The organism is Pseudomonas sp. Tof1, from assembly GCF_055390395.1.
The window spans coordinates 5,804,500-5,826,350 of record NZ_AP024344.1 but is presented as its reverse complement, the minus strand read 5'-3'; the positions used below and the strand labels follow the sequence as shown (position 1 = coordinate 5,826,350).

The window sequence follows — 21,851 nt, the reverse complement described above, 5'->3', positions numbered from 1 at the left end:
AAACGCCTCAGCCTTTCCAGACCTGCGGGTTGACCAGGTCCTGCGGGCGCTCGCCGAGCAGGGCGCTGCGCAGGTTGGCCAGCGCCCGGTTGGCCATGGCTTCGCGGGTTTCATGGGTGGCCGAGCCGATATGCGGCAGGGTCACGGCATTCTTCAACTGGAACAGGGGCGATTCGGCCAGCGGCTCCTTCTCGTAGACATCCAGCCCGGCACCGCGCAGGGTGCCGGCCTGCAGCGCCTGGATCAGTGCCGGCTCGTCCACCACCGGGCCGCGGGAGATGTTCACCAGGATCGCCCCCGGTTTCATCAGGCCCAGCTCACGCTCGCCAATCAGATGGCGGGTCTTCTCGCTGAGCGGCACCACCAGCACCACGAAGTCGGCTTCGGCCAGCAAGGCGTCGAGGCTGCGGTACTGGGCCCCCAGTTGCTGCTCCAGCTCGGTCTTGCGGCTGTTGCCGCTGTAGAGAATCGGCATGTTGAAACCGAAGTGGCCGCGGCGGGCGACGGCGGCGCCGATATTGCCCAGGCCGACGATACCCAGTGTCTTGCCATAGACGTCGGTGCCGAACAGGTCCGGGCCGATGGTGGCTTTCCACTGGCCGGCCTTGGTCCAGGCATCCAGCTCGGCCACCCGGCGAGCGGTGCTCATCAGCAGCGCGAAACCGACGTCGGCGGTGCTTTCGGTGAGCACGTCGGGGGTATTGGTGAGCATGATCCCGCGTTCGCTGAGGTAGGCCACGTCATAGTTGTCGTAGCCGACCGAGACACTGGAAACCACTTCGAGCCTGCCGGCGTTTTCCAGCTGGGCGCGGCCCAGCTTGCGCCCGACACCGATCAGGCCGTGGGCATGGGGCAGGGCTTCGTCGAACTGGGCACTGAGATCGCCAAGCTTGGGATCCGGGACTATCACCTCGAAATCCTGGCGCAGTTGCTCGACCATGGCAGGGGTGATGCGGCTGAAGGCAAGTACGGTTTTTTTCATCGCGAAGCTCATCGAACGGCGGGGATAGCAAGCACGCTATCATTTTTCGCCGGGGGGCTGTAGGGGCGAGTAAGGCTTGAGGGCCCCTTCGCGGGCAAGTCGGATCGCTGCACCGCCGGCTCCTACAGGTCATCAGTCGCTTGCGGATTTGTGGTTCGACACGGACCTTGTAGGAGCGTGGCTTGCCCGCGAAGGGGCCCTCAAGCCTGCACACAATCCTGGGCTCTTCCACCGTCTCAGGTCGCCAGGCGTACGCTGCTCAGTTCATAGGCGGCCAGCTCGGCCTGGTGGGCGGCGAGGATTTCCGGCAGCGAGCCGCGCAGGTACTCGACCCAGGTCTTGATCTTGGCATCCAGGTACTGCCGCGATGGATAGATCGCGTACAGGTTCAGTTCCTGGGAACGGTACTCGGGCATCATGCGCACCAGGCTGCCGTTGCGCAGGCCTTCGATGGCCGCGTACACCGGCAGTACGCCGACGCCCATGCCGCTGGTGATCGCGGTTTTCATCGCGTCGGCGGAGTTCACCAGGAACGGCGAGCTGGACAGGGTCACCGCCTCCTGGCCATCCGGGCCGTTGAAGGTCCAGTTGTCCAGGGCCGTTACCGGGCTGACCAGGCGCAGGCAGGCGTGGTTGAGCAGTTCGCTGGGCTTGCGCGCGCAGCCGTTGGCCTTCACGTACTCGGGCGAAGCGCAGACGATGCTGTAGGTGATGCCCAGCCGTTGCGAGACGAAACCGGAGTCGGGCAGCTCCTTGGCGAGCACGATGGACACGTCGTAGCCCTCGTCCAGCAGGTCCGGCACGCGGTTGGCCAGGGTCAGGTCGAAGGTCACGTCCGGGTGGGTCTTGCGGTAGCGGGCAATCGCATCGATCACGAAATGCTGGCCGACCCCGGTCATGGTGTGCACTTTCAGCAGCCCGGCCGGCCGCGCATGGGCGTCGCTGGCTTCGGCCTCGGCTTCCTCGACGTAGGCCAGGATCTGTTCGCAGCGCAGCAGGTAGCGCTTGCCGGCTTCGGTCAGGGCGATACGGCGGGTGGTACGGTTGAGCAGGCGGGTTTGCAGGTGGGCTTCCAGGTTGGAGACCGCGCGCGAGACGTTGGCCGTCGTGGTGTCCAGTTGTACGGCGGCGGCGGTGAAGCTCCCGGCTTCGGCCACGCAACTGAAGGCGCGCATGTTTTGCAAAGTGTCCATGGGGCTCTCTCTGGGGCGATGGTAAATTGTGACACGAAGTAACAGGGCGATGTGCAGCTTGTCTCCGCCCGAATGTGGCGCTTTTGCGCCATCGGCTTCATTCGACCCGCCAGGCCCTCTTCACCTTGGCGTCATAGTAGTCGTCGATGTAGGCGAAAAACACCTCCTTCAGGGCTTCCCGGGCCAGTTGCAGGTGGTGCTCGTCCAGGTTGTCGCGGGCGGCCTTGGCGGCCTCGAACAGGCTATCGACGACGTGGCTTCCAGCCGGTGAGATGCGCCTCCTGATTTCTTCGAGCTCCTGAACGATCAGCGTCTTTTCGCTGCCATTGGCAATATTGTTCAGCAGCTTGTCGAAGGCGTTCGCATGCTTGTGAACATAGCCGTCCCACCAGTCGATGTCGGCCTGCGTGCGCTTGCTCAGTTTGCCCAGGGCGAGCGGTAACAACAGGTCCAGCGACTGGCTGCCCAGCTGTTCCCCGAGCAGGCTGTGCAGATGGCCGCCGAGGCCGACCTCGACCGTCAGCGGGGTGGGGGTATCGATGGTCCGATTGACATTGTCGGTTTGCGTGAGGAGTTTCTGGCTCAACAGCAACACCGGTTTCCCCTCCTTGATCTTCAGCGAGAACGTCGCCGAGACGCCATGTTGCTGATACACCACCGTGCCGGCGATCATCGCCACGATAGGCGCCGGGTCGAAGCCGTTGACGCCGAGCCGGGACAGGCCGCTCGAGACCAGGTTCTGCAGGCTTTCCAGGCTGTTGAACTGGCCGTTGAGCGTAAGGTCCAGGTAGGTCCCGCTCAGGTGCGGGTCATCGTCCTTGACCGACGACAGGCTGAGTTTCACCGAGGTTTGCGCACTGGCACCGGCGGCGACCTTGAGTTTTGCTTCGGTGCTGATGCTCCGGGTTTCGGTGTCGGCCTTGGCCGTATGGATCTTCAGGCTGTCCGGGCGCAGCAGCAGTGCATGCTCCGTGAACCGCTGGCTGATGGCCCGGTCCTCTTTCGAGTCTTCAGCGATATCGTTGCTGATCTTGAGATGGATGTATTGGTTGGCCAACTCCCGGGAGCGGCTGTCGACTGCCTCTGTGAGCTCTTTTCGCTTGCGGGAGTCCAGATTGCGCAGTACCGCGCTGGTCAGTTGCTCGCTGCTGTTGTCGACATGTTCGTCTATGGCGCTGATTAATTGCTGCGCTGTGGTGTTGTCGCGGTGTGTTCTATCAAGGCGCGTTCTGGCGAGCTCCGGGTAGCTGTCATGCAACCCGATGATATCCATCGCCTGGTTTTTCGTGGTGTGCAGGATGTCCGCCTTTACCGTCGCCCCCAGCGTGACGACGCCCAGGCCATCGAATTCGGCGCTACCGGTCAGGGCAACCCGCGTGCCGCGTTCGATCTGGAACGGCTGGGCCTTGGGGCTGTGTCGCTCGAACCCCGGCGAGGCGAGGCCGTTTTCCCGCAGCTTTTTTTCCAGGTAGAGCTGGCTCTGGGCGGCAAGCCGGATGTTGCGCTTGTAGTGGTTGCAACTGGCGAACAGGTTGCGGCTCTGGGTGAGCATGTCGCGCTTGGAGCCGTTCCACCAGGTCCATTTGGAGCGGCTGCGGGCATTGGCATAGGCGTCGATATCGCCGTACTTGCGGACGGTGGACTTCTCGACCGACACACCTGCCTTTGCCGAGGCCACTCTGGCTGACAACTTTGCCGTCACCCCCGCGCTGACGCTGGTGGTATCCCTGATGATGCGGCCCTGGGTGGTGCTCAGTCCCGTGGACAGCTCCATGCCTGGCACGATACTGGCCATGCCCGGTACCCCCATGCCCACTCCCAGCCGGGTCTGGTTACCCAGTGAGCCACCCTCGGCCACCGTGGCCCGGCTTTTGGCCAGGGCCTGGTCCAGCACGGTTTTGCTGCGCTGGTCGCGGCTGGCACGAAACTGCCATTTGAGCATCCGGCACAGGTCGCGTTGCTCCTCGTGCTCCTGGCGTTGTGGTTCGGCGCCGGTGCGGGCGAGTTCGTCAAATGATTGCTGGGCCGCCTTGAAGTACTCGTAGCAGGCCTGTGCCTCCTTTTTGCCGAGGCTGGCCGGGTCGGGGGCGCCGCTGGTGCGCGACAGCAACTGTCGGTAGAGCTTTTGCTGGGTGGCACGCCGGGCAGGCGGGCTGTCTGCCAGCTTTTCCAGGAAGTGATGGGAAAGCGTGCCAACGGTTGTCGGGGGGCGGTCCTGGCTGGCAGGGGCCGCTTGGACGCCTTGCAGGTGTTGCGTGAGGTCCTGCGGGGACGGGTTCAGCGACGGGGCTTCGTCGTGGTACGAGTCCATGCGGGTGAAGCTGAGCAACCTGGGGGCTGCAGGATCGCTGGGAAACAGGGCCTGCTTGTTTTGCACCGCGCTGGAGAGCTTCATGGTTCGTCACTCCGGCGCCTGGCAGCGTCGCAGGAAAAAATCGCAGGCGTCGAGGATGCCGGTCCTTTCGCCCAGGCAGGGTTCGACGAACAGGGCCTTGACCGCCTGGTCGCGGAACCAGGTATCGAACAGCAGCATCACGGGGGCATCGGGGCCCTGGACGATAAAGTCGGGCGAGCCACTACCGGCCGGTGCATCGGGGCGGGCGAGCATGAGCAGCAGTCTTGGCCGGTCGTACTCCAGCCAGAGCCGGTGCTGATCCCAATCGGTGGCGAGTTGGAAGTAGTCGGCCGGCGGGTCCGGCAGTTGGCGGCTCAGAAGGCGGATGAAGTCATCACGGATGGCTTCGGACATGGTGAGCGTCCTGTTTCAGTCGGCGGAGTGTTTGGCGGCACTGGAGAGGTTGAAGAAGGTGGTCAGTTCTCTCAGTACCTGTTCCGGGGAGTGGGCCGGGCGGATCAGCCCCCTGACGACGGGTGTCGTCTCCTGGCAGTCGATGCTCATGTGGCTGCGGCACAGGCTCAGGTTGAGCTGTTGCCAGTGCCGTACCGCGACGTGCCCGACGCCCTGCAATGCCCGGCTGACCCGGTAGCCGTCGGCGTACTCGAGGGTGCAGGGATCGCCATCCAGAGTCAGCAGGTGCAAGCGGTCTTCGCGCCGTTCGACCGCGATTCGCAAGTCGTCGAGCAGGCAGTGTTGCAATGCATCCAGGGGATCGGGAGGGGCGAGGGAGCGGTAAAGACCACAGCGCTTGCGTAGTTCGAGAGACAGATTCATGGAATGCCTCTGACTTGTGTTTTTTATTGTCAGTCCGGTGACAACGTCGATATGGATTCAGACTGGCATGGCGGTTGGGTCGCCAATATCACAATGCGCTCATGGACCGGGTCGCTCCGGCACGTCATTTCGCCATCGCCTGCGACGGATTATCGCGGGAACGGTAACAAATATTCGCAGGAATCCACGCTTATCGCCGTGCCGGGCGCCCCCTAGAATTGCCGCTCCAAAGCTTCTCCATCCATGTCGGGAATTCGCAGCAGTGCCGCGTCGCATCAGCAGAGAGTTGAAGACTCTCAGTGTTTGGGCTTTATCCTTGGCTATCAGCGGCTGCATCGGAACCGGAGGAATTGCCCCACAAGGCAAGAGCCTCGCCGCCAACACCCTTTCCACCGACGAAGCGATCCGCAGCGCCGCGCGCGATGCCCACTGGCCGACAGCCCGTTGGTGGCAGGCCTATGGCGATCCGCAACTCGACCAATGGCTCGACCTGGCCCTGCAAGGCAGCCCGAGCCTGGCCATGGCCGCCGCCCGGGTGCGCCAGGCGCGGGCCCTGGCCGGTCTGGCCGAATCGGCCGAGGCGCTGCAGGTCAACGGCCAGTCGACCCTCAAGCGCCACAAGTGGGCCACCGATCCGTTCTACGGGCCCGGTGATTTGGCTGGCTCCAACACCTGGGACAACAATGCGGCCCTTGGCCTGAGCTATTCCCTCGACCTCTGGGGCCGCGAGAGTAACGCGACCGAACGCGCCGTGGACCTGGCACACATGAGTGCCGCCGAGGAACGCCAGGCCCGCCTGGAGTTGCAGGGCAACATCGTGCGGGCCTACATCCGGTTGTCGCTGCATTACGCCCAGCGCGATATCGTCGAGGCGACCCTGACCCAGCAGACGCAGATTCTCGACCTGGCACAACGCCGCCTGGCAGGCGGCATCGGTACCCAGTTCGAAGTCAGCCAGGCCCAGGCGCCGTTGCCGGAAACCCACCGCCAGCTCGATGCGCTGGACGAGGAAATCGCCCTGAGCCGCAACCAGCTGGCGGCCCTGGCCGGTTTCGGTCCGGGCGAGGGCGCGCGCCTCAAGCGTCCATCGCTGTCTCTGCGCACCGCACTGAAACTGCCGTCGGCCCTGCCGGTCGACCTGCTCGGCCAGCGCCCCGACGTGGTCGCCAGCCGCTGGCAGGTCGCGGCCCAGGCCCGCGGCATCGACGTGGCCCATGCCGGTTTCTACCCCAACGTCGACCTGGTCGGCAGCCTCGGCTACATGGCCACCGGCGGCGGCATGCTGGAGTTCCTGGCCGGGAAGAAATTCAACTACAGCGTCGGCCCGGCGATCTCGTTGCCGATCTTCGATGGCGGCCGCCTGCGTGCCGAACTGGGCGAAGCCACGGCCGGCTACGACATCGCCGTGGCTCATTACAACCAGACGCTGGTCAATGCCCTCAAGGGTATTTCCGATCGATTGATCCGCCGCGAGTCGCTGGACAAGCAGCAGGCCTTTGCCGCCGAGTCGGTGGCGGCGGCGCAGAAAACCTACGACCTGGCGATGATCGCCTACCAGCGCGGCCTCACCGACTACCTCAATGTGCTCAATGCGCAGACCCTGCTGTTTCACCAGCAGCAGGTCGAGCAGCAGGTCCAGGCCGCGCGCCTGAGTGCCCACGCCGAGCTGGTCACCGCCCTGGGCGGTGGCCTCGGTGCAGGCAACGATGTACCGGCGCCGGAGCGCAGCATGCCGTCCAGACCACCCGCCGTAATGGCCGCCTTCGATCACTGAGAATCGCCCCATGACTCCCTTGCCCGCCCCGGTGCGCTGGCTGTACTCCCTCGAATGGCGTCGCGGTTTCTTTGACTGGGCGCGTAGCGATGGCGTGACCTGGGTCTATATCTTCAAGGTCCTGGCCGCCGCCTTCCTGACCCTCTGGCTGGCCATGCGCCTGGAGTTGCCGCAGCCGCGCACGGCGATGATCACCGTGTTCATCGTCATGCAGCCGCAGAGCGGCCACGTGTTCGCCAAGAGTTTCTATCGCCTGCTCGGCACCCTGGCCGGCTCGGCGATGATGGTGTTGCTGATCGCCCTGTTCGCGCAGAACACCGAGCTGTTTCTTGGCGCCCTGGCGATCTGGGTCGGGGTCTGCTCGGCCGGTGCGGCGCGCAACCGCAACTTCCGCGCCTACGGTTTCGTCCTCGCCGGCTACACCGCGGCGATGGTCGGCCTGCCGGCCCTGGCACACCCGGAAGGGGCGTTCATGGCGGCGGTGTGGCGGGTGCTGGAGATCGCCCTGGGGCTGGTCTGCTCGACCTTCGTCAGCGCCGCGATCCTGCCGCAGAGCGCCAGTGCGGCGATGCGCAACGCGCTCTACCAGCGCTTCGGCGCCTTTGCCGGGTTCGTCAGCAGCGGCCTGCGTGGCCCCCATGCCAGCGCGGCGTTCGAAACCGCCAACATCGGTTTCATCGCCCAGGCCGTGGGCATAGAGGGCCTGCGCAGCGTCACCGTCTTCGAAGATCCGCACATGCGTCGGCGCAACGGTCGCCTGAACCGGCTGAACAGCGAGTTCATGGCCCTGACCACCCGCTTCAATGCCCTGCACCAACTGCTGGAGCGCTTGCGCGGTGACCAGGCCCCGACGGTGTTCGCCTTGATCGAGCCGGGCTTCCGGGGCCTGGCCGAACTGCTCGACGGTTTTGCCGGGCGCGGCCTGACCGACGCCGATGCCGCACGCCTGGCGCAGCAACTGGCCGACTACAAGGCGAGCCTGCCGGAGCAGGTGCGCAGCCTGCGTTCGGCGTTCCTGGAGCGCGAGCCGGACGAAGCCGACCTGCTGGATTTCCACACTGCCTTCGAACTGCTCTACCGCTTCGTCGAGGAACTGCACAGCTATGCGTTGACCCACGCGTCCCTGGCCGACCACCGCCACGAACGCGAGCAGTGGGACGAATCCTTCGTGCCCAAGACCAACTGGCTGGCGGCCTCGGCGTCGGGCCTCCGGGCCGCGTTCATCCTGCTGGTGCTCGGCAGTTACTGGGTCGCCACCGCCTGGCCGAGCGGGGCGACCATGACCCTGATCGCCGCCGCCACGGTCGGCCTGTCGGCCGCGACCCCGAATCCCAAGCGCATGTCGTTCCAGATGGCCTGCGGGACCTTTCTCGGCGCGCTGATCGGCTTTGGCGAGATGTTCTTCGTGTTCCCCTGGATCGACGGCTTCGCGCTGCTGTGCCTGGTGCTTGCCCCGGTGTTCGTGCTGGGCGCCTTCCTCGCCTCGCGCCCGGCCTACATGGGAGTGGGGGTCGGCCTGCTGATTTTCTTCAGCACCGGCTCGGTCCCGGACAACCTGACGGTCTACAACCCCTACACCTTCATCAACGACTACATCGGCATGGTCATGGGCATGCTGGTCTGCGCGGCGGCGGGCGCGATCATCCTGCCGCCCAACAGCCGCTGGCTCTGGCAGCGGCTGGAGCAGGACCTGCGCGAGCAGGTGGTGTTCGCCATCAGCGGCAGGCTCAAGGGCCTCGGTTCGGCCTTCGAAAGCGGTACCCGCGACCTGCTGCACCAGGCCTACGGTTTCGCCGCGGGCCAGCCGCAGGTGCAGAGTTCGCTGTTGCGCTGGATGTTCGTGGTGCTGGAGGTCGGCCACGCGATCATCGAGCTGCGCAAGGAACAGGCGATCCTGCCGGTGCATCCGGCCTATGCCGAATCGCAGCCGTGGCGCCAGTCGATCCGGGTCATGGGCCGCTCGCTGATGCGCCTGTTCATCCAGCCGGGCGCCAGCAACCTGGAGCGCGCACTGGTGGCGGTGGACCACGCCATCAGCCGGGTCCAGGCCACCGACGAACCCTTTGCCCGCCACTTCGACACCTCGGTGCTGCGCCGGGTGCAGAGCTACCTGCACTTCATCCGCACCTCGCTGCTGGACCCGCGTTCGCCGCTGGCGGCCCTGGGCCACCCACAAGGAACTGCCCATGCTTCGTGAAATCGCCTTCCACGGCCTCTACCTGCCGACCGTGACCCTGGTGTTCCTGGTGGCCGCCGGGGTGGGCTGGGCACTCGACCGCTTCATCGCCAGCCATGACCTGTACCGCTTCTTCTGGCATCCGGCGCTGCTGCGCCTGAGCCTGTTCAGTTGCATCTTCGGCGCCCTGGCGCTCACTGTTTACCGTTGAGAACGACCCGATGAAAAAGCTCTTCAGCCTGCTCGCCACCTTGCTGGTCCTGGCCCTCGCGATCTGGATCGGCCGGCTGCTGTGGGTGCAGTACATGGAAACCCCCTGGACCCGCGACGGCCGGGTACGCGCCGACATCATCAACGTCGCGGCGGACGTCACCGGCGAGGTGGTGGACGTGCCGGTGCGTGACAACCAGGTGGTGAAGAAGGGCGACCTGCTGATGCAGATCGACCCCGAGCACTATCGCATCGCGGTCAAGCAGGCGCAGTCGCTGGTGGACTCGCGCAAGGCCACCTGGGAGATGCGCAAGGTCAATGCCCATCGTCGCGCCGACCTGGACAACATGGTGATTTCCAAGGAAAGCCGCGACGATGCCGGCAACCTCGCCGACGCGGCCCTGGCCGACTACCAGCAGGCCCAGGCGCAACTGGAGGCGGCACAACTGAACCTGGCACGGACCCAGGTGCGCGCGGCGGTGGACGGCTACGTCACCAACCTCAACGTGCACCGCGGCGACTATGCGCGCATGGGCGAGGCGAAGATGGCGGTGGTCGACATGAACTCGTTCTGGGTCTACGGCTTCTTCGAGGAGACCAAACTGCCCCATGTGAAGGTCGGCGACCCGGCGGACCTGCAACTGATGAGCGGCCAGGTGCTCAAGGGGCACGTGGAAAGCATTTCGCGGGGTATCTACGACCGCGACAACCCCGAGAGCCGCGAACTGATCGCCGACGTCAACCCGACCTTCAACTGGGTACGCCTGGCCCAGCGGGTGCCGGTGCGGATTCACATCGACGAGGTGCCGGACGGTGTCTTGCTGGCGGCGGGGATCACCTGCACGGTGGTGGTCAAGCCGACCGCGCAGTGACCTGGGGCAGCGGCAGGCTGCAAGGGCCCCGAAGATCACCGCCAACGCCTGGCTTCACTCGGTCGTTGTGGGGCCATCACGGCGGATGGTGCCTAGAGCCGGCCTCCCAAGCCGAACTTCTTCATCAGCACCTTCTCCAGCAGGCCCTTGGGCAGCAGGTTCGCCATCAATGGCAAGGCCCGGCTGCCGTTGCCCAGGCGCAACAGACGTGGCGGATTGGGCTGGCTGGCGGCCCTGAGCAGGCCGGCGGCAAATTCGCTGGCCGGCGTCGGCCGGTTCTGCGACGCGTTGGCCCGCGCGCGGATGCCCTCACGCAACGGCCACCAGGGCGACTCCTCGGCAATCAGTTGCTCGGCCTCATGGCTGGCATTCCGGGCGAAATGGGTGTCGATCGCCCCGGGCTGCACTTCCATCACCCGCACACCAAAGGGGGCCAGTTCCATGCGCAGCGCATCGCTCAGGGCATGCACCGCCGCCTTGGACGCGCAGTAGGCGCCGGCGAACGGAGTGACCAGTACGCCCGAGACACTGCCGACATTCACCACCAGCCCACGGCTGCGGCGCAGCGCCGGGAGCAGGGCGCGGGTTACGCCGACGACGGAAAACACATTGGTTTCGAACTGTCGCTGCATGGCCTCGACACCGCCATCGAGCAGCGGACCCATGGCGCCGTAGCCGGCGTTGTTGATCAGGATGTCCAGGCCCGCCGGCTGCTGCCCGATACGTTCGGCCAGCTGTTGCAGGGCCTTGCCATCGTTGACGTCCAACTGCACGGCGGTGAACCCGGCGGCGGCCAGGGCAGCGACATCCTCGGCCTTGCGTGCGGTGGCCCAGACCTCATGGCCGGCCTGTCTGAAACTGTCGGCCAAGGCGCGGCCGATACCGCTGGAGCATCCGGTGATCAAGGTGACGGGCATGGGCACATCCTTATGAGGCCTGGGAGTCGAAGACCTCCGAGAATACCTTGTCCGTGACAAAAAGGAGTGAATCGAGCCCCTGTTTGATCTTTTCCCGGTTGGTGCCGTGCATGCGGCTCTGGCCACCGTGACCATCGAGAAAGAACAGGGTGGGTACGAACTCGATCTCGATAGCCGGTTGCATCAGCTTGAAGATCGGATAGCTGAGCTGGAAAAACGCCACCTTGTCCCGATAGGGCCCGGCGGCCAGTGCCGCGATTTGCGGCTTGAGTTGTTCGCAGGGCGGGCAGCCGCGACCGTAGATCAGCACGACCGAGGGCTTGGGGCGGATGAGCGGCACTTCCAGACTGCCCAGCTCGCTGCGGAACGCGCGCCGGGTCTTTATCTCGGTCACTGAGGTGTGGCTCTTCATTCTGACTCCCTGCCTGGGTTGCACCGCCAAAGGGTTATTCAACGGCAAAATCAGAGGGTTGTAACCTGTCAAAAATGACAGGTGGCCAAGTGCCATCATTGTCGGTTTCAGCCGGAAAAACTGCCCTGCAGACGCTCTGCGCGAAACTCCAGAGTCTGTGGACGGTAGCCGGGACGCAGGGGCGGCATTGGCAGGCAATCTTCCCAGACTCCTGCGGCCTGCAACTGGCCAGGACCGCGATAGCGGGGGGCGCTGTAGCTGTTTTCGGCGAGGTTGACGGTGTCGCCCGGAGCGTAGGCGGCGATGCGCCAGCGCAGTTCCACCAGGGGCACGCTGTTGTCGTTTTTCATCTTCAGTTGCAGCGGTCGGTCGGCCGGGCAGTGCTCGGGGGCGTAGCTGATACGCATCTCCAGGCGCGCCAGTTGCCGGGCTTCGCGGGTATCCATCCAGGCCACCCAGGCGGCCACCATGCCCAGTCCGGCCAGCGCGGCCAGGGAGACCGGCAAGGCCTTGGCCGGGTAGCGCAACAACAGGATCAGCCAGGTGATGATCAGCAGGACGCCGATGAACATGAACGGATGCCTCGATAATGCGGGAAGCCTCATCCTGACAGTGTAGGTGGCGCGGGTCCATCCTGGAGATTTGCCCACCTGTCAGGGAGCGTGGCTCTTACAATTCGGGGGCAGTGTTGTGAGCGCAATGGGGGGCACCCGCGCCCTGCCCGCCGCGGATAGGGGACGCGGCGGGCAGGGCTCAGGTGGTGGAACGCGGGAGTCACTGGGCGATGGTTTTCACCGAGACGCCCCGCTCGACCGGAGTCGAACGGCCGTAGATATCTTCGAAACGCTCGATATCGTCTTCGCCCAGGTAGCTGCCCGATTGCACTTCGATGATCTCCAGCGGGATCTTGCCCGGGTTGCGCAGGCGGTGCACCGAGGCGATCGGGATGTAGGTGGACTGGTTCTCGCAGAGCAGGAACACGTTTTCGTCACAGGTCACTTCGGCGGTGCCGCTGACCACGATCCAGTGTTCGGCGCGGTGGTGATGCATCTGCAGCGACAGGCACGCTCCCGGCTTGACCGAGATGTGCTTGACCTGGAAGCGTCCGCCCATGTCCACCGAGTCATAGGAGCCCCATGGCCGGTAGACTTCGCAGTGGTTCTGGGTTTCGCTGCGGCCCTGTGCGTTGAGGGTGTTGACCAGTTGCTTGACGCCCTGGACCTTGTCCTTGTGGGCGATCATCATCGCGTCCTTGGTCTCGACCACCACGATGTTCTCCAGGCCGATCACCGACACCAGTTTGCCGTTGCCGTGGATCATGCAGTTGCGGCTGTCCTGGATCACCACGTCGCCCTTGCTGACGTTGCCGTTCTCGTCCTTCTCGTGCACATCCCACAGCGACGACCAGCAACCGACGTCGCTCCAGCCGGCGGTGAGCGGCACCACGCAGGCGCGCTGGGTCTTTTCCATCACCGCGTAGTCGATCGAGTTGTCCGGGCACTGGGCGAAGGTGGCTTCGTCGAGGGTCACGCTGTCGGCATCCTGCTGGCTGCGTTCGAGGGTCAGCAGGCAGGTGTCGTAGATGTCCGGATCATGCTTTTTCAGCTCTTCGAGGAAGCGGCTGGCGCGGAACAGGAACATGCCGCTGTTCCAGTAGTAGCCGCCGGCCTCGACGAACTCGTTGGCGCGTTTTTCATCGGGCTTCTCGACGAATTGCGAGACCCGGCTGACGCCTTCCGGCAGCAGCGCGTCGTTGCTCGACTTGATGTAGCCATAGCCGGTTTCCGGCTTGGTCGCCGGCACGCCGAACAACACCATCTCGCCACGTTCGGCGGCCACGGTGGCCAGGGCCAGGGCGCGCTGCAGGCCCTTCTGGTCCTCCAGCACATGGTCGGCGGGCAGCACCAGCATCAGCTCGTCGCGGCCTTCATTGACCAGCAGCATGGCGGTCAGGGCCACGGCGGGTGCGGTATTGCGGCCGAAGGGCTCCATCAGGATGCGCTGGGCTTCGAGCTGGCGTGCCTGCAACTGTTCGCTGACGATGAAGCGGTGGTCCTTGTTGCAGACCACGATCGGGGTGTCCATGCCTTCGAACACCAGGCGTTCGATGGTCTGCTGGAACAGGGTCTGCTCGCCGGTCAGGGCGAGGAACTGCTTGGGAAACTGCTTGCGCGACAGTGGCCAGAGACGGGAGCCGCTACCACCAGAGAGGATTACCGGGATCATGCTGTTACTCCTTTAAACGATATTGGGTTCAGAGCTACTGTGTGCTGTCTTGTTGTTGTCCAGTGCCGGACGATGCGCGTTGGCGGGAGCAGCACCTGTCGAGCCCGCACGCTCAGGTCGCGTTCGTCCGGCGAATTCATCAGCGGGTCGACACCGGGCGCTTGACCCAGACCGGCGACAGGCTGCTGCCGCTGCCGGTGACGTAGAGCACCGCCGCTTCGCCGCGTTCCAGCGCGACCGGCTTGAGGTCACTGACCTTCTGGTTGCCGTCGTACAGGGCGAAGCTGACCTTCACCGGGTTGATCTCGCGTTCGCCACGACCCTTGGCGGCCACCGACTGGACCACGTCGGTCTTGCCATCGGCGGTCTTGAGGGTCAGCGCCTTGTCGCTGAGGTTCTGCACGCGTACCAGGGACTTCTGCTTGTTCTTGAACGGTGGTTCCTCGATCAGCTGTGGCTGGCCGCTGGCGTTGTTGACCAGGGTGTAATAGTGATCGGGGGCGAGTTTCACCGGCAGGCTCTGGCTGCCGACCTTGGCGCTGTAGTCACCGCCGGGCATGAAGCTGAAGTCGCTGCTGGCCAGTGGGGCGACGTCGTTGAGCGCGGTGGCCCCGACGGTGGCGCTGACTTCCTGGTTGCTGGCGTTGTACAGGCGTACGAAGCTCGAGCCTTTCGGTGCGGTCGGGCCGTACAGGGCGGCGTCGCCGGCGGCCCAGACCTGCAGCGAGAGCAGGCTCAGGCCGGCGGCCATGGCCAGGGTCTTGAGGGTACGGCCGTGGGTGTTACCAGTAGTAGTAAAAGTCATGGTGCATACCTCTTTTTCAGTTTTGCGCCTGTGCAGGCGACTCGGATCGGGTTGTGTTCAGAACCAGGTTCTGTTGGCGGATACCCGCGGCTTTCAATTGCGCGACCCACTGCGGGTCGGCATCGCCGATTTCGTTGTTGACCGGCAGGTAGCGCTCCGGGAATTCCCAGATCAGCACCTGTGGCGGGTTGTTCTTGAAGGCGTCGCTTTTCAGGTAGGCGAGCATCGGCAGGATGGGTCCATGGCCGTCCTCGGCGTAATTGACCACGTCGCTGTGCAGTGCCTGCTTCAGGGCGCCGACGAAGTTCCATTTCGGGTTGGCGCTGTAGCTGGTGCCGATCAGTGCCACCGGCACTTCGTTGTCGGCGAACAGGGCGTCGCCGCCGGCCGACTCGCTGTCGACGGCACGGGTGACACGTTTTTCCAGCGGCTCCTCGGCCGGCATCAGGTTCTCGAACAATGGGTCCAGCGGCAGGAACTGACGCAGGTCGCCCTTGTGTTCCTCGGTCTTCCCGGCCTCGGTGACGAAGCGCTGCGGCTGGCCGCTGAGCGGCATGGCCTGGGCTATCGCGTTGGCCAGTTGGTTCGCGGCGACCTGGGCACCGTCCGGGGTCCAGTGGGTGTCGGTGCGCAGAAATACCTGCTGGCCGTTCTGCTTGGCCTGCTGCAGCGGGCCGAGCAGGTCGGGGGCGAGGATGTGCCCGGCGGCGACGCGGGCGTGGAAGTCACGGTACAGGTCGGCATGGATGCTGGCCGGACGCTCGTCGCCGAGGTGTTCCGGATACAGCCGGACCTTGGCCGGAACGATCGCCATCACCAGGTTCACGCCCTTGGCCTTGAGGGTCTGGCGCACGCCTTCGACCAGTGCGTAGTTGTCTTGCAGGTTCTGCTGCTGGCCGGCGGTCGGCTTGAATTCCTCGTCGCTGTAGAGCCATTGGTCACGGCCCAGTACCACGCCGGGACGGCCTTCGTTGAACAGCTTGAAGTCCAGCGCGGCCCAGAGGTTGGTGCCCAGGCGCTTGATCGGGAACTCGTCGTCGTAGCGGGTCTCGACGGCCTTGGCCCAGCGCCCGTTGAGGAACGTGGCGTCGGGGTTGGTGCTGAAGCCGATGAGGCCGCGCAGGGACCACAGGCCCAGCGCCAGCAGCAGGGCGAGGAACAGCGCGATATAGAGGATGCGTAATGAGCGGGTCATGGTCGGCTCCCTCAGAACTGGAAGTAGAGGAACGGCGAGAAGCTCTGCGCCGAGAGTTTGAGAATCGAGGCGATGAACAGCAGCAGCACCAGGGCGCGCATCAGGTAGCGCGGCCAGTCGGCGACCCAGTAGGCCGGTTGCACCTGGGCTTCGACGCCGACGGTGTAGCCGGGCTCATGGATGCTGCCGGCCGCCTCGCCGGGCGCGGCCTTGATCAGGCCGGGTTGGGCGCTGGCCGGGCCATCGGCCGGCTTGCCTTTCGCCTTGGCGGCGGGCGGGTCGCGGTACAGGTCGCGCAGGCCGAAGAACGCCAGGGTCGCGTAGGCCACCACCAGGGTCGCCACCTGCAGGCCGGTGAGGCTGGCGCGGTTGAGTTCCGACAGCGACCAGTCGCCGAAGCTGAACATGGCACCGTACATGCGGCCGGCCACGTGCAGGTTCTCGGCACGGAAGATCACCCAGCCCATGATCACCAGCAGGAAGGTCAGGGCCCAGCGGATCGGGTTGAGGCTGCGCGGGGTGGTGTTGATGCCCAGGGCCTTTTCGATCGCCAGCCACATGCCGTGCCAGGCGCCCCAGACGATGTAGGTGATGTTCGCCCCGTGCCACAGGCCGCCCAGCAGCATGGTCAGGAACAGGTTGCGGTAGGTGATCAGGGTGCCGCGGCGGTTACCGCCGAGGGTGATGTACAGGTAGTCGCGCAGCCAGGTCGACAGGCTGATGTGCCAGCGCCGCCAGAACTCGGTGATCGACTGGCTGATGTAGGGCTGCTTGAAGTTCTCCATGAAGCGGAAGCCCATCATCAGGCCCAGGCCGATGGCCATGTCGCTATAGCCGGAGAAGTCGAAGTACAACTGCGCGGTATAGGCCAGCGCGCCGAGCCAGGCATCGCCGGTGGTCGGATGTTGCAGGGCGAAGCAGTGGTCGGCGACCACCGCCAGGGTGTCGGCGATGAACACCTTCTTGATGAAGCCCTGCATGAACCGCGTGGCACCTTCGGAGAACTTGTCGAGGGTGTGGGTGCGGTGGTTGAACTGGTCGGCCAGGTCACGAAAGCGCAGCACGGGACCGGCGATCAGGTGCGGGAAGATCGCCACGAAGGCCGCGAAGTCGATCAGGTTGCGGGTCGCCGGGGTGTCGCCGCGGTACACGTCGATGATGTAGCTGATGGACTCGAAGATGTAGAACGAGATTCCGATCGGCAGCAGCACGTGGGTCAGGATGAACGGTTCCAGACCGAACGAGGTCATGATCGCGTTCAGGCTGTCGACGCCGAAGTTGGCGTACTTGAAGTAGCCGAGGATGCCCAGGTCGACGGCCACGCCCAGCAGCAGCCAGCGCTGGGCCGGTTTGCTGCGTACGCCGGCGGCACCGACTTTCAGGCCGATCCAGTAGTTCCACAGGGTCACGCCGGCGAACAGCGCCAGGAAGTCGACCCGCCACCACGCGTAGAACACGTAGCTGGCGACCAGCAACAGCAGGTTGCGATAGCGTTGCCCGCTCAGGTAGTACAAGCCGAGAAAGATCGGCAGGAACAGGAACAGGAACACGTTGGATGAGAAGACCATCCCGATCTCTCCTTGTCTGATCAACAGTCCGGGGCCAAGGCCCCCCCAAACCCCCCATGCAATCCGGGGGGCGTCGATCGTTCCCACGCTTTGCGTGGGAACGCCTCTCAGGACGCAGGGCGTCCGCTTTGTGACTCAGGGCGTCACGGGCTGCGTGCCCACGCGGAGCGTGGGCACCATCGGGTTCGTTAGCGGTTACCCTTCTCGTGCGCCGGGTCGTAGACCCGGGTCAGGTCGCCGCCGAGGCGGAAGGCCTTGAACGGCTGCATCCCGTGCTTGCGCTGCAGCACATCGTCCGGGCAGGTGTAGAGCGTGCAATAGGGCTCCAGCCAGGCGAATTTGCTGTCGACCTTGAGATCGGTCATGTCCTGCTCGCGGCCGTTGCGGGCCTGGAACTGGCTGGGGTCCTGGACGCCGGCCAGCACCCGGTCGCCGAGGCGCTTGAGGGCAGCGTTGTTTTCCTGGCGCAGGTCGACGCCGTTGGCCAGGGCGAAGCTGGCGATCATCGCCAGCGGCGGCAGCGCATAGTTGTGGTAGGCCAGGGCGCGTTGCTGGCGCTTGAGTTCGTTGGGCAGGAAACCCTGCGGGTCGACCTGGTTGGCACCGACCTTGTATTCCTTCACCGCCCAGTCGAACAGGTCACGGCGGTCGGTGGCGATGGCGGTTGCCATCACCGCCCAGGCGGCCCAGTACGAGTGGTTGTTGGTCTTGTCCAGCGGCAGGTTGTCCCAGTCGCTGACCACCTGGTCGGCCAGCTTGCCGAACCAGGCCTCGATCTGCTGCGCCTCCTTCTGGTGGGTCGCCAGCGGACGGGAGTCGGAGAACTTCAGGCGCAGGTAGGACGAGGCCATGCTGCCCAGCGCCCATTTGCGCATGGACTTGCCGGTGTGGTTGAAGTCCCTGGAGGTCAGCGCATCGGCCTGGGCCCAGGCGGTCAGCCAGTTCAGCGTACAGCTCAACTCCTGCGGGCGGCCGTCACGCATGAACTGCATCACCTGTTTGCTGGTGCCGCGCTCCATGCTGGTGATGTCGGCGGTGCTGTCGCGAAAGGCCTTTTCCGACTGCACGTTGAGGGTCGCCCGGGCCTTGTCGGAACCCTCGTACTTGCTGCGGAACTGCAACTGGCCGGTGTAGGGCTGGGGCATGGCCTCGCAGCCCTCGCTGCTGTCGCCGCTCTTGACCTTGTCGACGGCGGCGAAGTAACCCTGCGGCGGACGCAGTGGCGCCGCCGCCTGGGCGGAGCCGGCGACGATCGCCAGGCCCAGCAGGGAAGGAACGAGCAGTGTGCGGATAGTCATCTTCAGGCACCTCATAACCCGGCCTGGGCCCGGTGGGGCTCGGCGCTGGGGAATACGTTGCGTTTGCAGATCTTCGCCTCGACCTTCTGGGGCGCGGTGCCCGGTTCCGGGCCCTGGACTTCCACGGCCAGCAGGTTCTGGTTGGCCCAGTCCTCGTCGGTGCGCAGTTCGAAGGCGAAACGTCCGTCCGTGTCCGATGTTTCCGGTTTCTCGATCTTGATGTCCTCGTGGCGACCGTTCATGTACCAGAGGGTGGCTTGCAGGGTTTTCACCGAGGTGTCGGCGAAACGGATGTCGACCTGGTGGCCGCTGTTGCGCAGGTCGCGGTTGTTGCTGTTGACCAGCAGCTCGTTCTTGCCCGGCTTGACCGTGGTGCTGGCACTCATGTCGGCGTTCTTGCCTTCGCAGCCGTTGTCGAGCAGGGACATCATCTGCCGGTAGATGGTTTCCTGGTCCAGGCGGTAGAGCGGCGAGAACTCCCAGATGAGGATCTTCGGTGGTTTCTTCTGGAACTCTTCGCTGCCCAGGTATTGCAGCATCGAGCCGTCCAGGCCGCCGCCGGGGAAGGCCACGTTGAGAATGTCGGCACCGATGTACTGCTGCAGAAAGCCGGCGAAATTGTAGTTCTTGCCACTGTGGCTGGTGCCGACCAGGGTGATCTGCGGGTCGCCGGCGTCACCGAACAGGTCGCCGTCTGCTGCCTCACCCTTGGGCTCGGTGGCGAACTGTTCCATGTACTGGATCGCATAGCTGGTGCCGCACAGCTGGCCGGCCATGTTGTGCAGGGTGCCGGTCTTGCCCATGCGGCCGGAAACGTGGGTCTCGAATTCGCGATGGGGGATGTCGGCGAAGCCGGGGACCTTTTTCACCGTCTCGGCGACGATCTTCGCCGTGCGTTCGGCACCGTACGGGGTCCAGTGCTGGTCGCCACGGAAGTAGAAGTCGTGGGCCTGCTGCTCGTTGGTCAGTGGCGACAGGTCGGGCACGTGGTAGCCCATTTTCGCGAAGCGGCCGAGCATCGCCTGGTAGTTGTGCAGGGCCTTCTGGTAGTCGAACTTGTCGCGCTCGGCGGGGAACAGCTTGTTGCGGTTCACCAGGCCACGGGTCGGCTGGTAGACCACCACCAGTTCGACGCCCTTGCTCTTGAAGGCATCGTGCAGTTGCTGCAGGCGCTTGTAGCCGGCCGGCGTGGTGTCGAACTCGGTACGCAGGTCTTCCTGGGTACGGAACAGCCAGTCGCCCTGGGCCTGGACCAGGGTGGTGAAGTTCTGCTGGTAGCGGGTCACGTAGTTCTTTGCATCATGGGCCGCGGGGCACAGGCTGCAGCAAGGCTCGGCGGTGAATTTCGGCGCTTGCACTTCCTCGGCCCGCAGGTTGCCGCTGGCGGCGAGGATCGCGGTGGCAAGGGCAGAGAGGCCGAGCAGTTTGATCAGGTGTGGGTTCATTAAGGTCGTCCTCAATCGCGCATTTCGGTCTGGCGTTCGACGGGGTCGATCAGCACGGCTTTCTGCTGGCGCACCAGCAGGTCGAGAATTTCATCCTGGCGATCACCCAGCACGCCGGTGAAGGTGATGCCGCTGCTCTTGGCCGGGGCGAGCATCGACACCCGGTACAGTTCCAGGCTCAGCGGCGAGTCGATGGACAGCGGGCCGCTGCCGTTGCCGGCCAGTTCGCCGCCGACCACGATCAGCGAGACTTCGGCGTCGAACGGGTCGAGCTTGATGTCGCGGTCGGTGTCGCTCAGGTCCTTGATGTGGCCGTAGATGCCGGTCAGGCCGTTGGCCATCGAAAGGTTCTCGTACAGGCGCACGTTGACGCTGTTGCGGATGCGGATGCCGTGGCGCTTGTTGCCGATCAGCCGGTTGGCGTAGATCAGGTTGTCGGCACTCTCGTAGAGGGTGATGCCGTCGGTATGGTTCTTGTAGATCTCGTTGTAGGCGATCAGGTTGTTGACGCTGTTGCGGTCGATCACCAGTCCCGAGAGGTGGTTGTCGTAGCTGCGGTTGTTGAAGATGAAGCTGTCGTTCACTTCCCGGGAAATGATGATGCCGTGCTTCTTCTTCGTGCCGTACACGGTGTTGTCGGCGATGATCAGCCGGTGCGAGCGGTCGTGGGGGTCGATGCCGTAGACGATGTTGTCGCGATAGGTATTGCCCTTGAGCACGAAGTCACGGGTTTCATAGCAGTAGAAGCCGTACCACATGTCGCTGAATTGCGAACCGATGATCCAGCCGGTCGGTTCGGGACGCTTGAGCACCTTGGCCATGTTCGGCGTGTACTGGGAAATACTCACACCGTAGGACTTGCTGTTGGAGTAGCCGAAGCTGGCCATCGTGCTGTTGACGATATAGGTCTCGGTGCCGCCCCAGGCCAGCAGGAACGGACGGAATTCCTTCGGCGAACGGAAGGTCGCCGGGCCGTTGTCGGCCTCGCGCCAGCCGGTGACCTTGGTGTCGCGCACGAACAGTTGCCCGTCGTTGACCAGGAACGCGCCGCCTTCCTGGGACAGCCGCAGTTCCTGGGTCTGACCGTCGATTTCGAGGATGCCCTTGCGCCCGACCACGATCGGAATCCTGGCCAGGAATACGCCCGGCGAGGTTTCGCTGATGTACTTGGCCGGCAGCTTCTTCACCAGGTCCTTGAGGTTCAGGTAACCGTCGTCGATGAAGATCGCCTGGGGGATGCCGTGCTGGCGCACCACCCATTCGGCCATCTTGTTGTCACCGCCGATGAAGTCCTTGAGGGCGTCCTCCTGCATCATCCGGCGCACGCTGATCTTGCCCGGCTGGCCGCGCACGATCTTCGCCGCGACGGCCTCGGCGGTGTAGCCGCCGAGGTCCGGCAGCTTGGGCTTTTCCAGGTGCAGCGGTTCGCTCGGCGCGGTGCTGACGGTATAGGTCTTGGCCTGTTGCAGTTCCTTGGCAATGATCGGCGCCTGGCCGCTGGCGGTGGCCGGCTTCTCGACGTTGGCGAACGCCGTGCTGCCGGCCAGCAACAGGGCGGCAGCGAGAGCGCTGAGCGAACCTTGCATGGCGATCTGATTCATCTTGG

19 protein-coding genes are annotated in these 21,851 nt (G+C 64.6%); 4 read left to right on the top strand and 15 right to left on the bottom strand.

The window, feature by feature from the left end; all coding sequences use genetic code 11:
• Nucleotides 1-7: 7 nt before the first annotated feature.
• From ACZ5KU_RS26200 to ACZ5KU_RS26180, 5 genes are all read right to left on the bottom strand, one after another.
• On the bottom strand, nt 8-982 hold the full coding sequence (locus tag ACZ5KU_RS26200; RefSeq protein ID WP_054060426.1) for a 2-hydroxyacid dehydrogenase: 975 nt from the start codon (nt 980-982) through the stop codon (nt 8-10).
• A gap of 236 nt (nt 983-1,218) precedes the next feature.
• Entirely contained in the window at nt 1,219-2,175 is a 957-nt protein-coding gene (locus ACZ5KU_RS26195; protein WP_054060423.1) for a LysR family transcriptional regulator, read from the bottom strand.
• A 97-nt stretch (nt 2,176-2,272) separates the two neighbouring features.
• The gene (locus ACZ5KU_RS26190; RefSeq protein WP_464736458.1) at nt 2,273-4,570 is read right to left on the bottom strand and encodes a hypothetical protein; all 2,298 of its coding nucleotides are present in this window, start codon (nt 4,568-4,570) and stop codon (nt 2,273-2,275) included.
• 6 nt (nt 4,571-4,576) lie between these two features.
• Nucleotides 4,577-4,924, bottom strand: a complete 348-nt coding sequence (locus ACZ5KU_RS26185; protein WP_054060424.1) for a hypothetical protein — start codon at nt 4,922-4,924, stop codon at nt 4,577-4,579.
• Between the two features lie 15 nt (nt 4,925-4,939).
• Nucleotides 4,940-5,347: a hypothetical protein gene (locus tag ACZ5KU_RS26180; RefSeq protein WP_464736457.1), complete on the bottom strand. Its 408-nt coding sequence runs from the start codon at nt 5,345-5,347 to the stop codon at nt 4,940-4,942.
• Between the two features lie 262 nt (nt 5,348-5,609).
• Here ACZ5KU_RS26180 and ACZ5KU_RS26175 point away from each other — a divergent pair, with 262 nt between their 5' ends.
• Genes ACZ5KU_RS26175 through ACZ5KU_RS26160 form a run of 4 tightly spaced genes read left to right on the top strand, consistent with a single transcriptional unit; the run spans nt 5,610 to nt 10,379 of the window.
• A complete protein-coding gene (locus ACZ5KU_RS26175) occupies nt 5,610-7,121 on the top strand; it encodes an efflux transporter outer membrane subunit (protein ID WP_054061714.1) in 1,512 nt (503 codons plus the stop codon).
• 10 nt (nt 7,122-7,131) lie between these two features.
• Entirely contained in the window at nt 7,132-9,318 is a 2,187-nt protein-coding gene (locus ACZ5KU_RS26170; protein WP_464736456.1) for an FUSC family protein, read from the top strand.
• A complete protein-coding gene (locus tag ACZ5KU_RS26165) occupies nt 9,308-9,508 on the top strand; it encodes a DUF1656 domain-containing protein (RefSeq protein ID WP_010445139.1) in 201 nt (66 codons plus the stop codon). Before ACZ5KU_RS26170 ends, ACZ5KU_RS26165 begins: the two co-directional genes overlap by 11 nt.
• A 10-nt stretch (nt 9,509-9,518) precedes the next feature.
• Nucleotides 9,519-10,379 carry an efflux RND transporter periplasmic adaptor subunit gene (locus ACZ5KU_RS26160; RefSeq protein ID WP_054060197.1) on the top strand — a complete coding sequence of 287 codons (861 nt, stop codon included), beginning with the start codon at nt 9,519-9,521 and terminating at the stop codon, nt 10,377-10,379.
• A gap of 92 nt (nt 10,380-10,471) precedes the next feature.
• On the opposite strand, the gene ACZ5KU_RS26155 is transcribed toward ACZ5KU_RS26160, so the two are convergent.
• From ACZ5KU_RS26155 to algG, 10 genes are all read right to left on the bottom strand, one after another.
• On the bottom strand, nt 10,472-11,296 hold the full coding sequence (locus ACZ5KU_RS26155; RefSeq protein ID WP_054060198.1) for an SDR family oxidoreductase: 825 nt from the start codon (nt 11,294-11,296) through the stop codon (nt 10,472-10,474).
• Nucleotides 11,297-11,306: 10 nt separating this feature from the next.
• The gene (locus ACZ5KU_RS26150; RefSeq protein ID WP_054060199.1) at nt 11,307-11,708 is read right to left on the bottom strand and encodes a thioredoxin family protein; all 402 of its coding nucleotides are present in this window, start codon (nt 11,706-11,708) and stop codon (nt 11,307-11,309) included.
• Nucleotides 11,709-11,815: 107 nt separating this feature from the next.
• On the bottom strand, nt 11,816-12,280 hold the full coding sequence (locus tag ACZ5KU_RS26145) for a hypothetical protein (protein WP_054060200.1): 465 nt from the start codon (nt 12,278-12,280) through the stop codon (nt 11,816-11,818).
• A gap of 202 nt (nt 12,281-12,482) precedes the next feature.
• Nucleotides 12,483-13,934, bottom strand: coding sequence for a mannose-1-phosphate guanylyltransferase/mannose-6-phosphate isomerase (locus ACZ5KU_RS26140; RefSeq protein ID WP_054060201.1), 1,452 nt, complete (start codon nt 13,932-13,934; stop codon nt 12,483-12,485).
• Nucleotides 13,935-14,073: 139 nt separating this feature from the next.
• The gene (locus ACZ5KU_RS26135) at nt 14,074-14,739 is read right to left on the bottom strand and encodes an alginate O-acetyltransferase AlgF (protein ID WP_054060202.1); all 666 of its coding nucleotides are present in this window, start codon (nt 14,737-14,739) and stop codon (nt 14,074-14,076) included.
• A gap of 16 nt (nt 14,740-14,755) precedes the next feature.
• Nucleotides 14,756-15,934, bottom strand: a complete 1,179-nt coding sequence (locus tag ACZ5KU_RS26130) for an alginate O-acetyltransferase (protein ID WP_054060203.1) — start codon at nt 15,932-15,934, stop codon at nt 14,756-14,758.
• 11 nt (nt 15,935-15,945) lie between these two features.
• Nucleotides 15,946-17,502 (bottom strand): MBOAT family O-acyltransferase, encoded by a 1,557-nt coding sequence (locus ACZ5KU_RS26125; RefSeq protein WP_054060204.1) that lies wholly within the window; start codon nt 17,500-17,502, stop codon nt 15,946-15,948.
• 188 nt (nt 17,503-17,690) lie between these two features.
• Nucleotides 17,691-18,800, bottom strand: a complete 1,110-nt coding sequence (locus ACZ5KU_RS26120; RefSeq protein ID WP_301600503.1) for a mannuronate-specific alginate lyase — start codon at nt 18,798-18,800, stop codon at nt 17,691-17,693.
• Nucleotides 18,801-18,811: 11 nt separating this feature from the next.
• A complete protein-coding gene (locus ACZ5KU_RS26115; protein WP_464736455.1) occupies nt 18,812-20,245 on the bottom strand; it encodes an alginate O-acetyltransferase in 1,434 nt (477 codons plus the stop codon).
• 11 nt (nt 20,246-20,256) lie between these two features.
• Nucleotides 20,257-21,846, bottom strand: a complete 1,590-nt coding sequence (gene algG, locus ACZ5KU_RS26110; protein WP_192842766.1) for a mannuronan 5-epimerase AlgG — start codon at nt 21,844-21,846, stop codon at nt 20,257-20,259.
• Between the last annotated feature and the right edge of the window lie 5 nt (nt 21,847-21,851).

Bases quoted from the DNA above. Each gene is read 5' to 3' on its own strand.
- ACZ5KU_RS26200 (WP_054060426.1), bottom strand. From the start codon at position 982: ATGAAAAAAACCGTACTTGCCTTCAGCCGCATCACCCCTGCCATGGTC.
- ACZ5KU_RS26195 (WP_054060423.1), bottom strand. From the start codon at position 2,175: ATGGACACTTTGCAAAACATGCGCGCCTTCAGTTGCGTGGCCGAAGCC.
- ACZ5KU_RS26190 (WP_464736458.1), bottom strand. From the start codon at position 4,570: ATGAAGCTCTCCAGCGCGGTGCAAAACAAGCAGGCCCTGTTTCCCAGC.
- ACZ5KU_RS26185 (WP_054060424.1), bottom strand. From the start codon at position 4,924: ATGTCCGAAGCCATCCGTGATGACTTCATCCGCCTTCTGAGCCGCCAA.
- ACZ5KU_RS26180 (WP_464736457.1), bottom strand. From the start codon at position 5,347: ATGAATCTGTCTCTCGAACTACGCAAGCGCTGTGGTCTTTACCGCTCC.
- ACZ5KU_RS26170 (WP_464736456.1), top strand. From the start codon at position 7,132: ATGACTCCCTTGCCCGCCCCGGTGCGCTGGCTGTACTCCCTCGAATGG.
- ACZ5KU_RS26165 (WP_010445139.1), top strand. From the start codon at position 9,308: ATGCTTCGTGAAATCGCCTTCCACGGCCTCTACCTGCCGACCGTGACC.
- ACZ5KU_RS26160 (WP_054060197.1), top strand. From the start codon at position 9,519: ATGAAAAAGCTCTTCAGCCTGCTCGCCACCTTGCTGGTCCTGGCCCTC.
- ACZ5KU_RS26155 (WP_054060198.1), bottom strand. From the start codon at position 11,296: ATGCCCGTCACCTTGATCACCGGATGCTCCAGCGGTATCGGCCGCGCC.
- ACZ5KU_RS26150 (WP_054060199.1), bottom strand. From the start codon at position 11,708: ATGAAGAGCCACACCTCAGTGACCGAGATAAAGACCCGGCGCGCGTTC.
- ACZ5KU_RS26145 (WP_054060200.1), bottom strand. From the start codon at position 12,280: ATGTTCATCGGCGTCCTGCTGATCATCACCTGGCTGATCCTGTTGTTG.
- ACZ5KU_RS26140 (WP_054060201.1), bottom strand. From the start codon at position 13,934: ATGATCCCGGTAATCCTCTCTGGTGGTAGCGGCTCCCGTCTCTGGCCA.
- ACZ5KU_RS26135 (WP_054060202.1), bottom strand. From the start codon at position 14,739: ATGACTTTTACTACTACTGGTAACACCCACGGCCGTACCCTCAAGACC.
- ACZ5KU_RS26130 (WP_054060203.1), bottom strand. From the start codon at position 15,934: ATGACCCGCTCATTACGCATCCTCTATATCGCGCTGTTCCTCGCCCTG.
- ACZ5KU_RS26125 (WP_054060204.1), bottom strand. From the start codon at position 17,502: ATGGTCTTCTCATCCAACGTGTTCCTGTTCCTGTTCCTGCCGATCTTT.
- ACZ5KU_RS26120 (WP_301600503.1), bottom strand. From the start codon at position 18,800: ATGACTATCCGCACACTGCTCGTTCCTTCCCTGCTGGGCCTGGCGATC.
- ACZ5KU_RS26115 (WP_464736455.1), bottom strand. From the start codon at position 20,245: ATGAACCCACACCTGATCAAACTGCTCGGCCTCTCTGCCCTTGCCACC.
- algG (WP_192842766.1), bottom strand. From the start codon at position 21,846: ATGAATCAGATCGCCATGCAAGGTTCGCTCAGCGCTCTCGCTGCCGCC.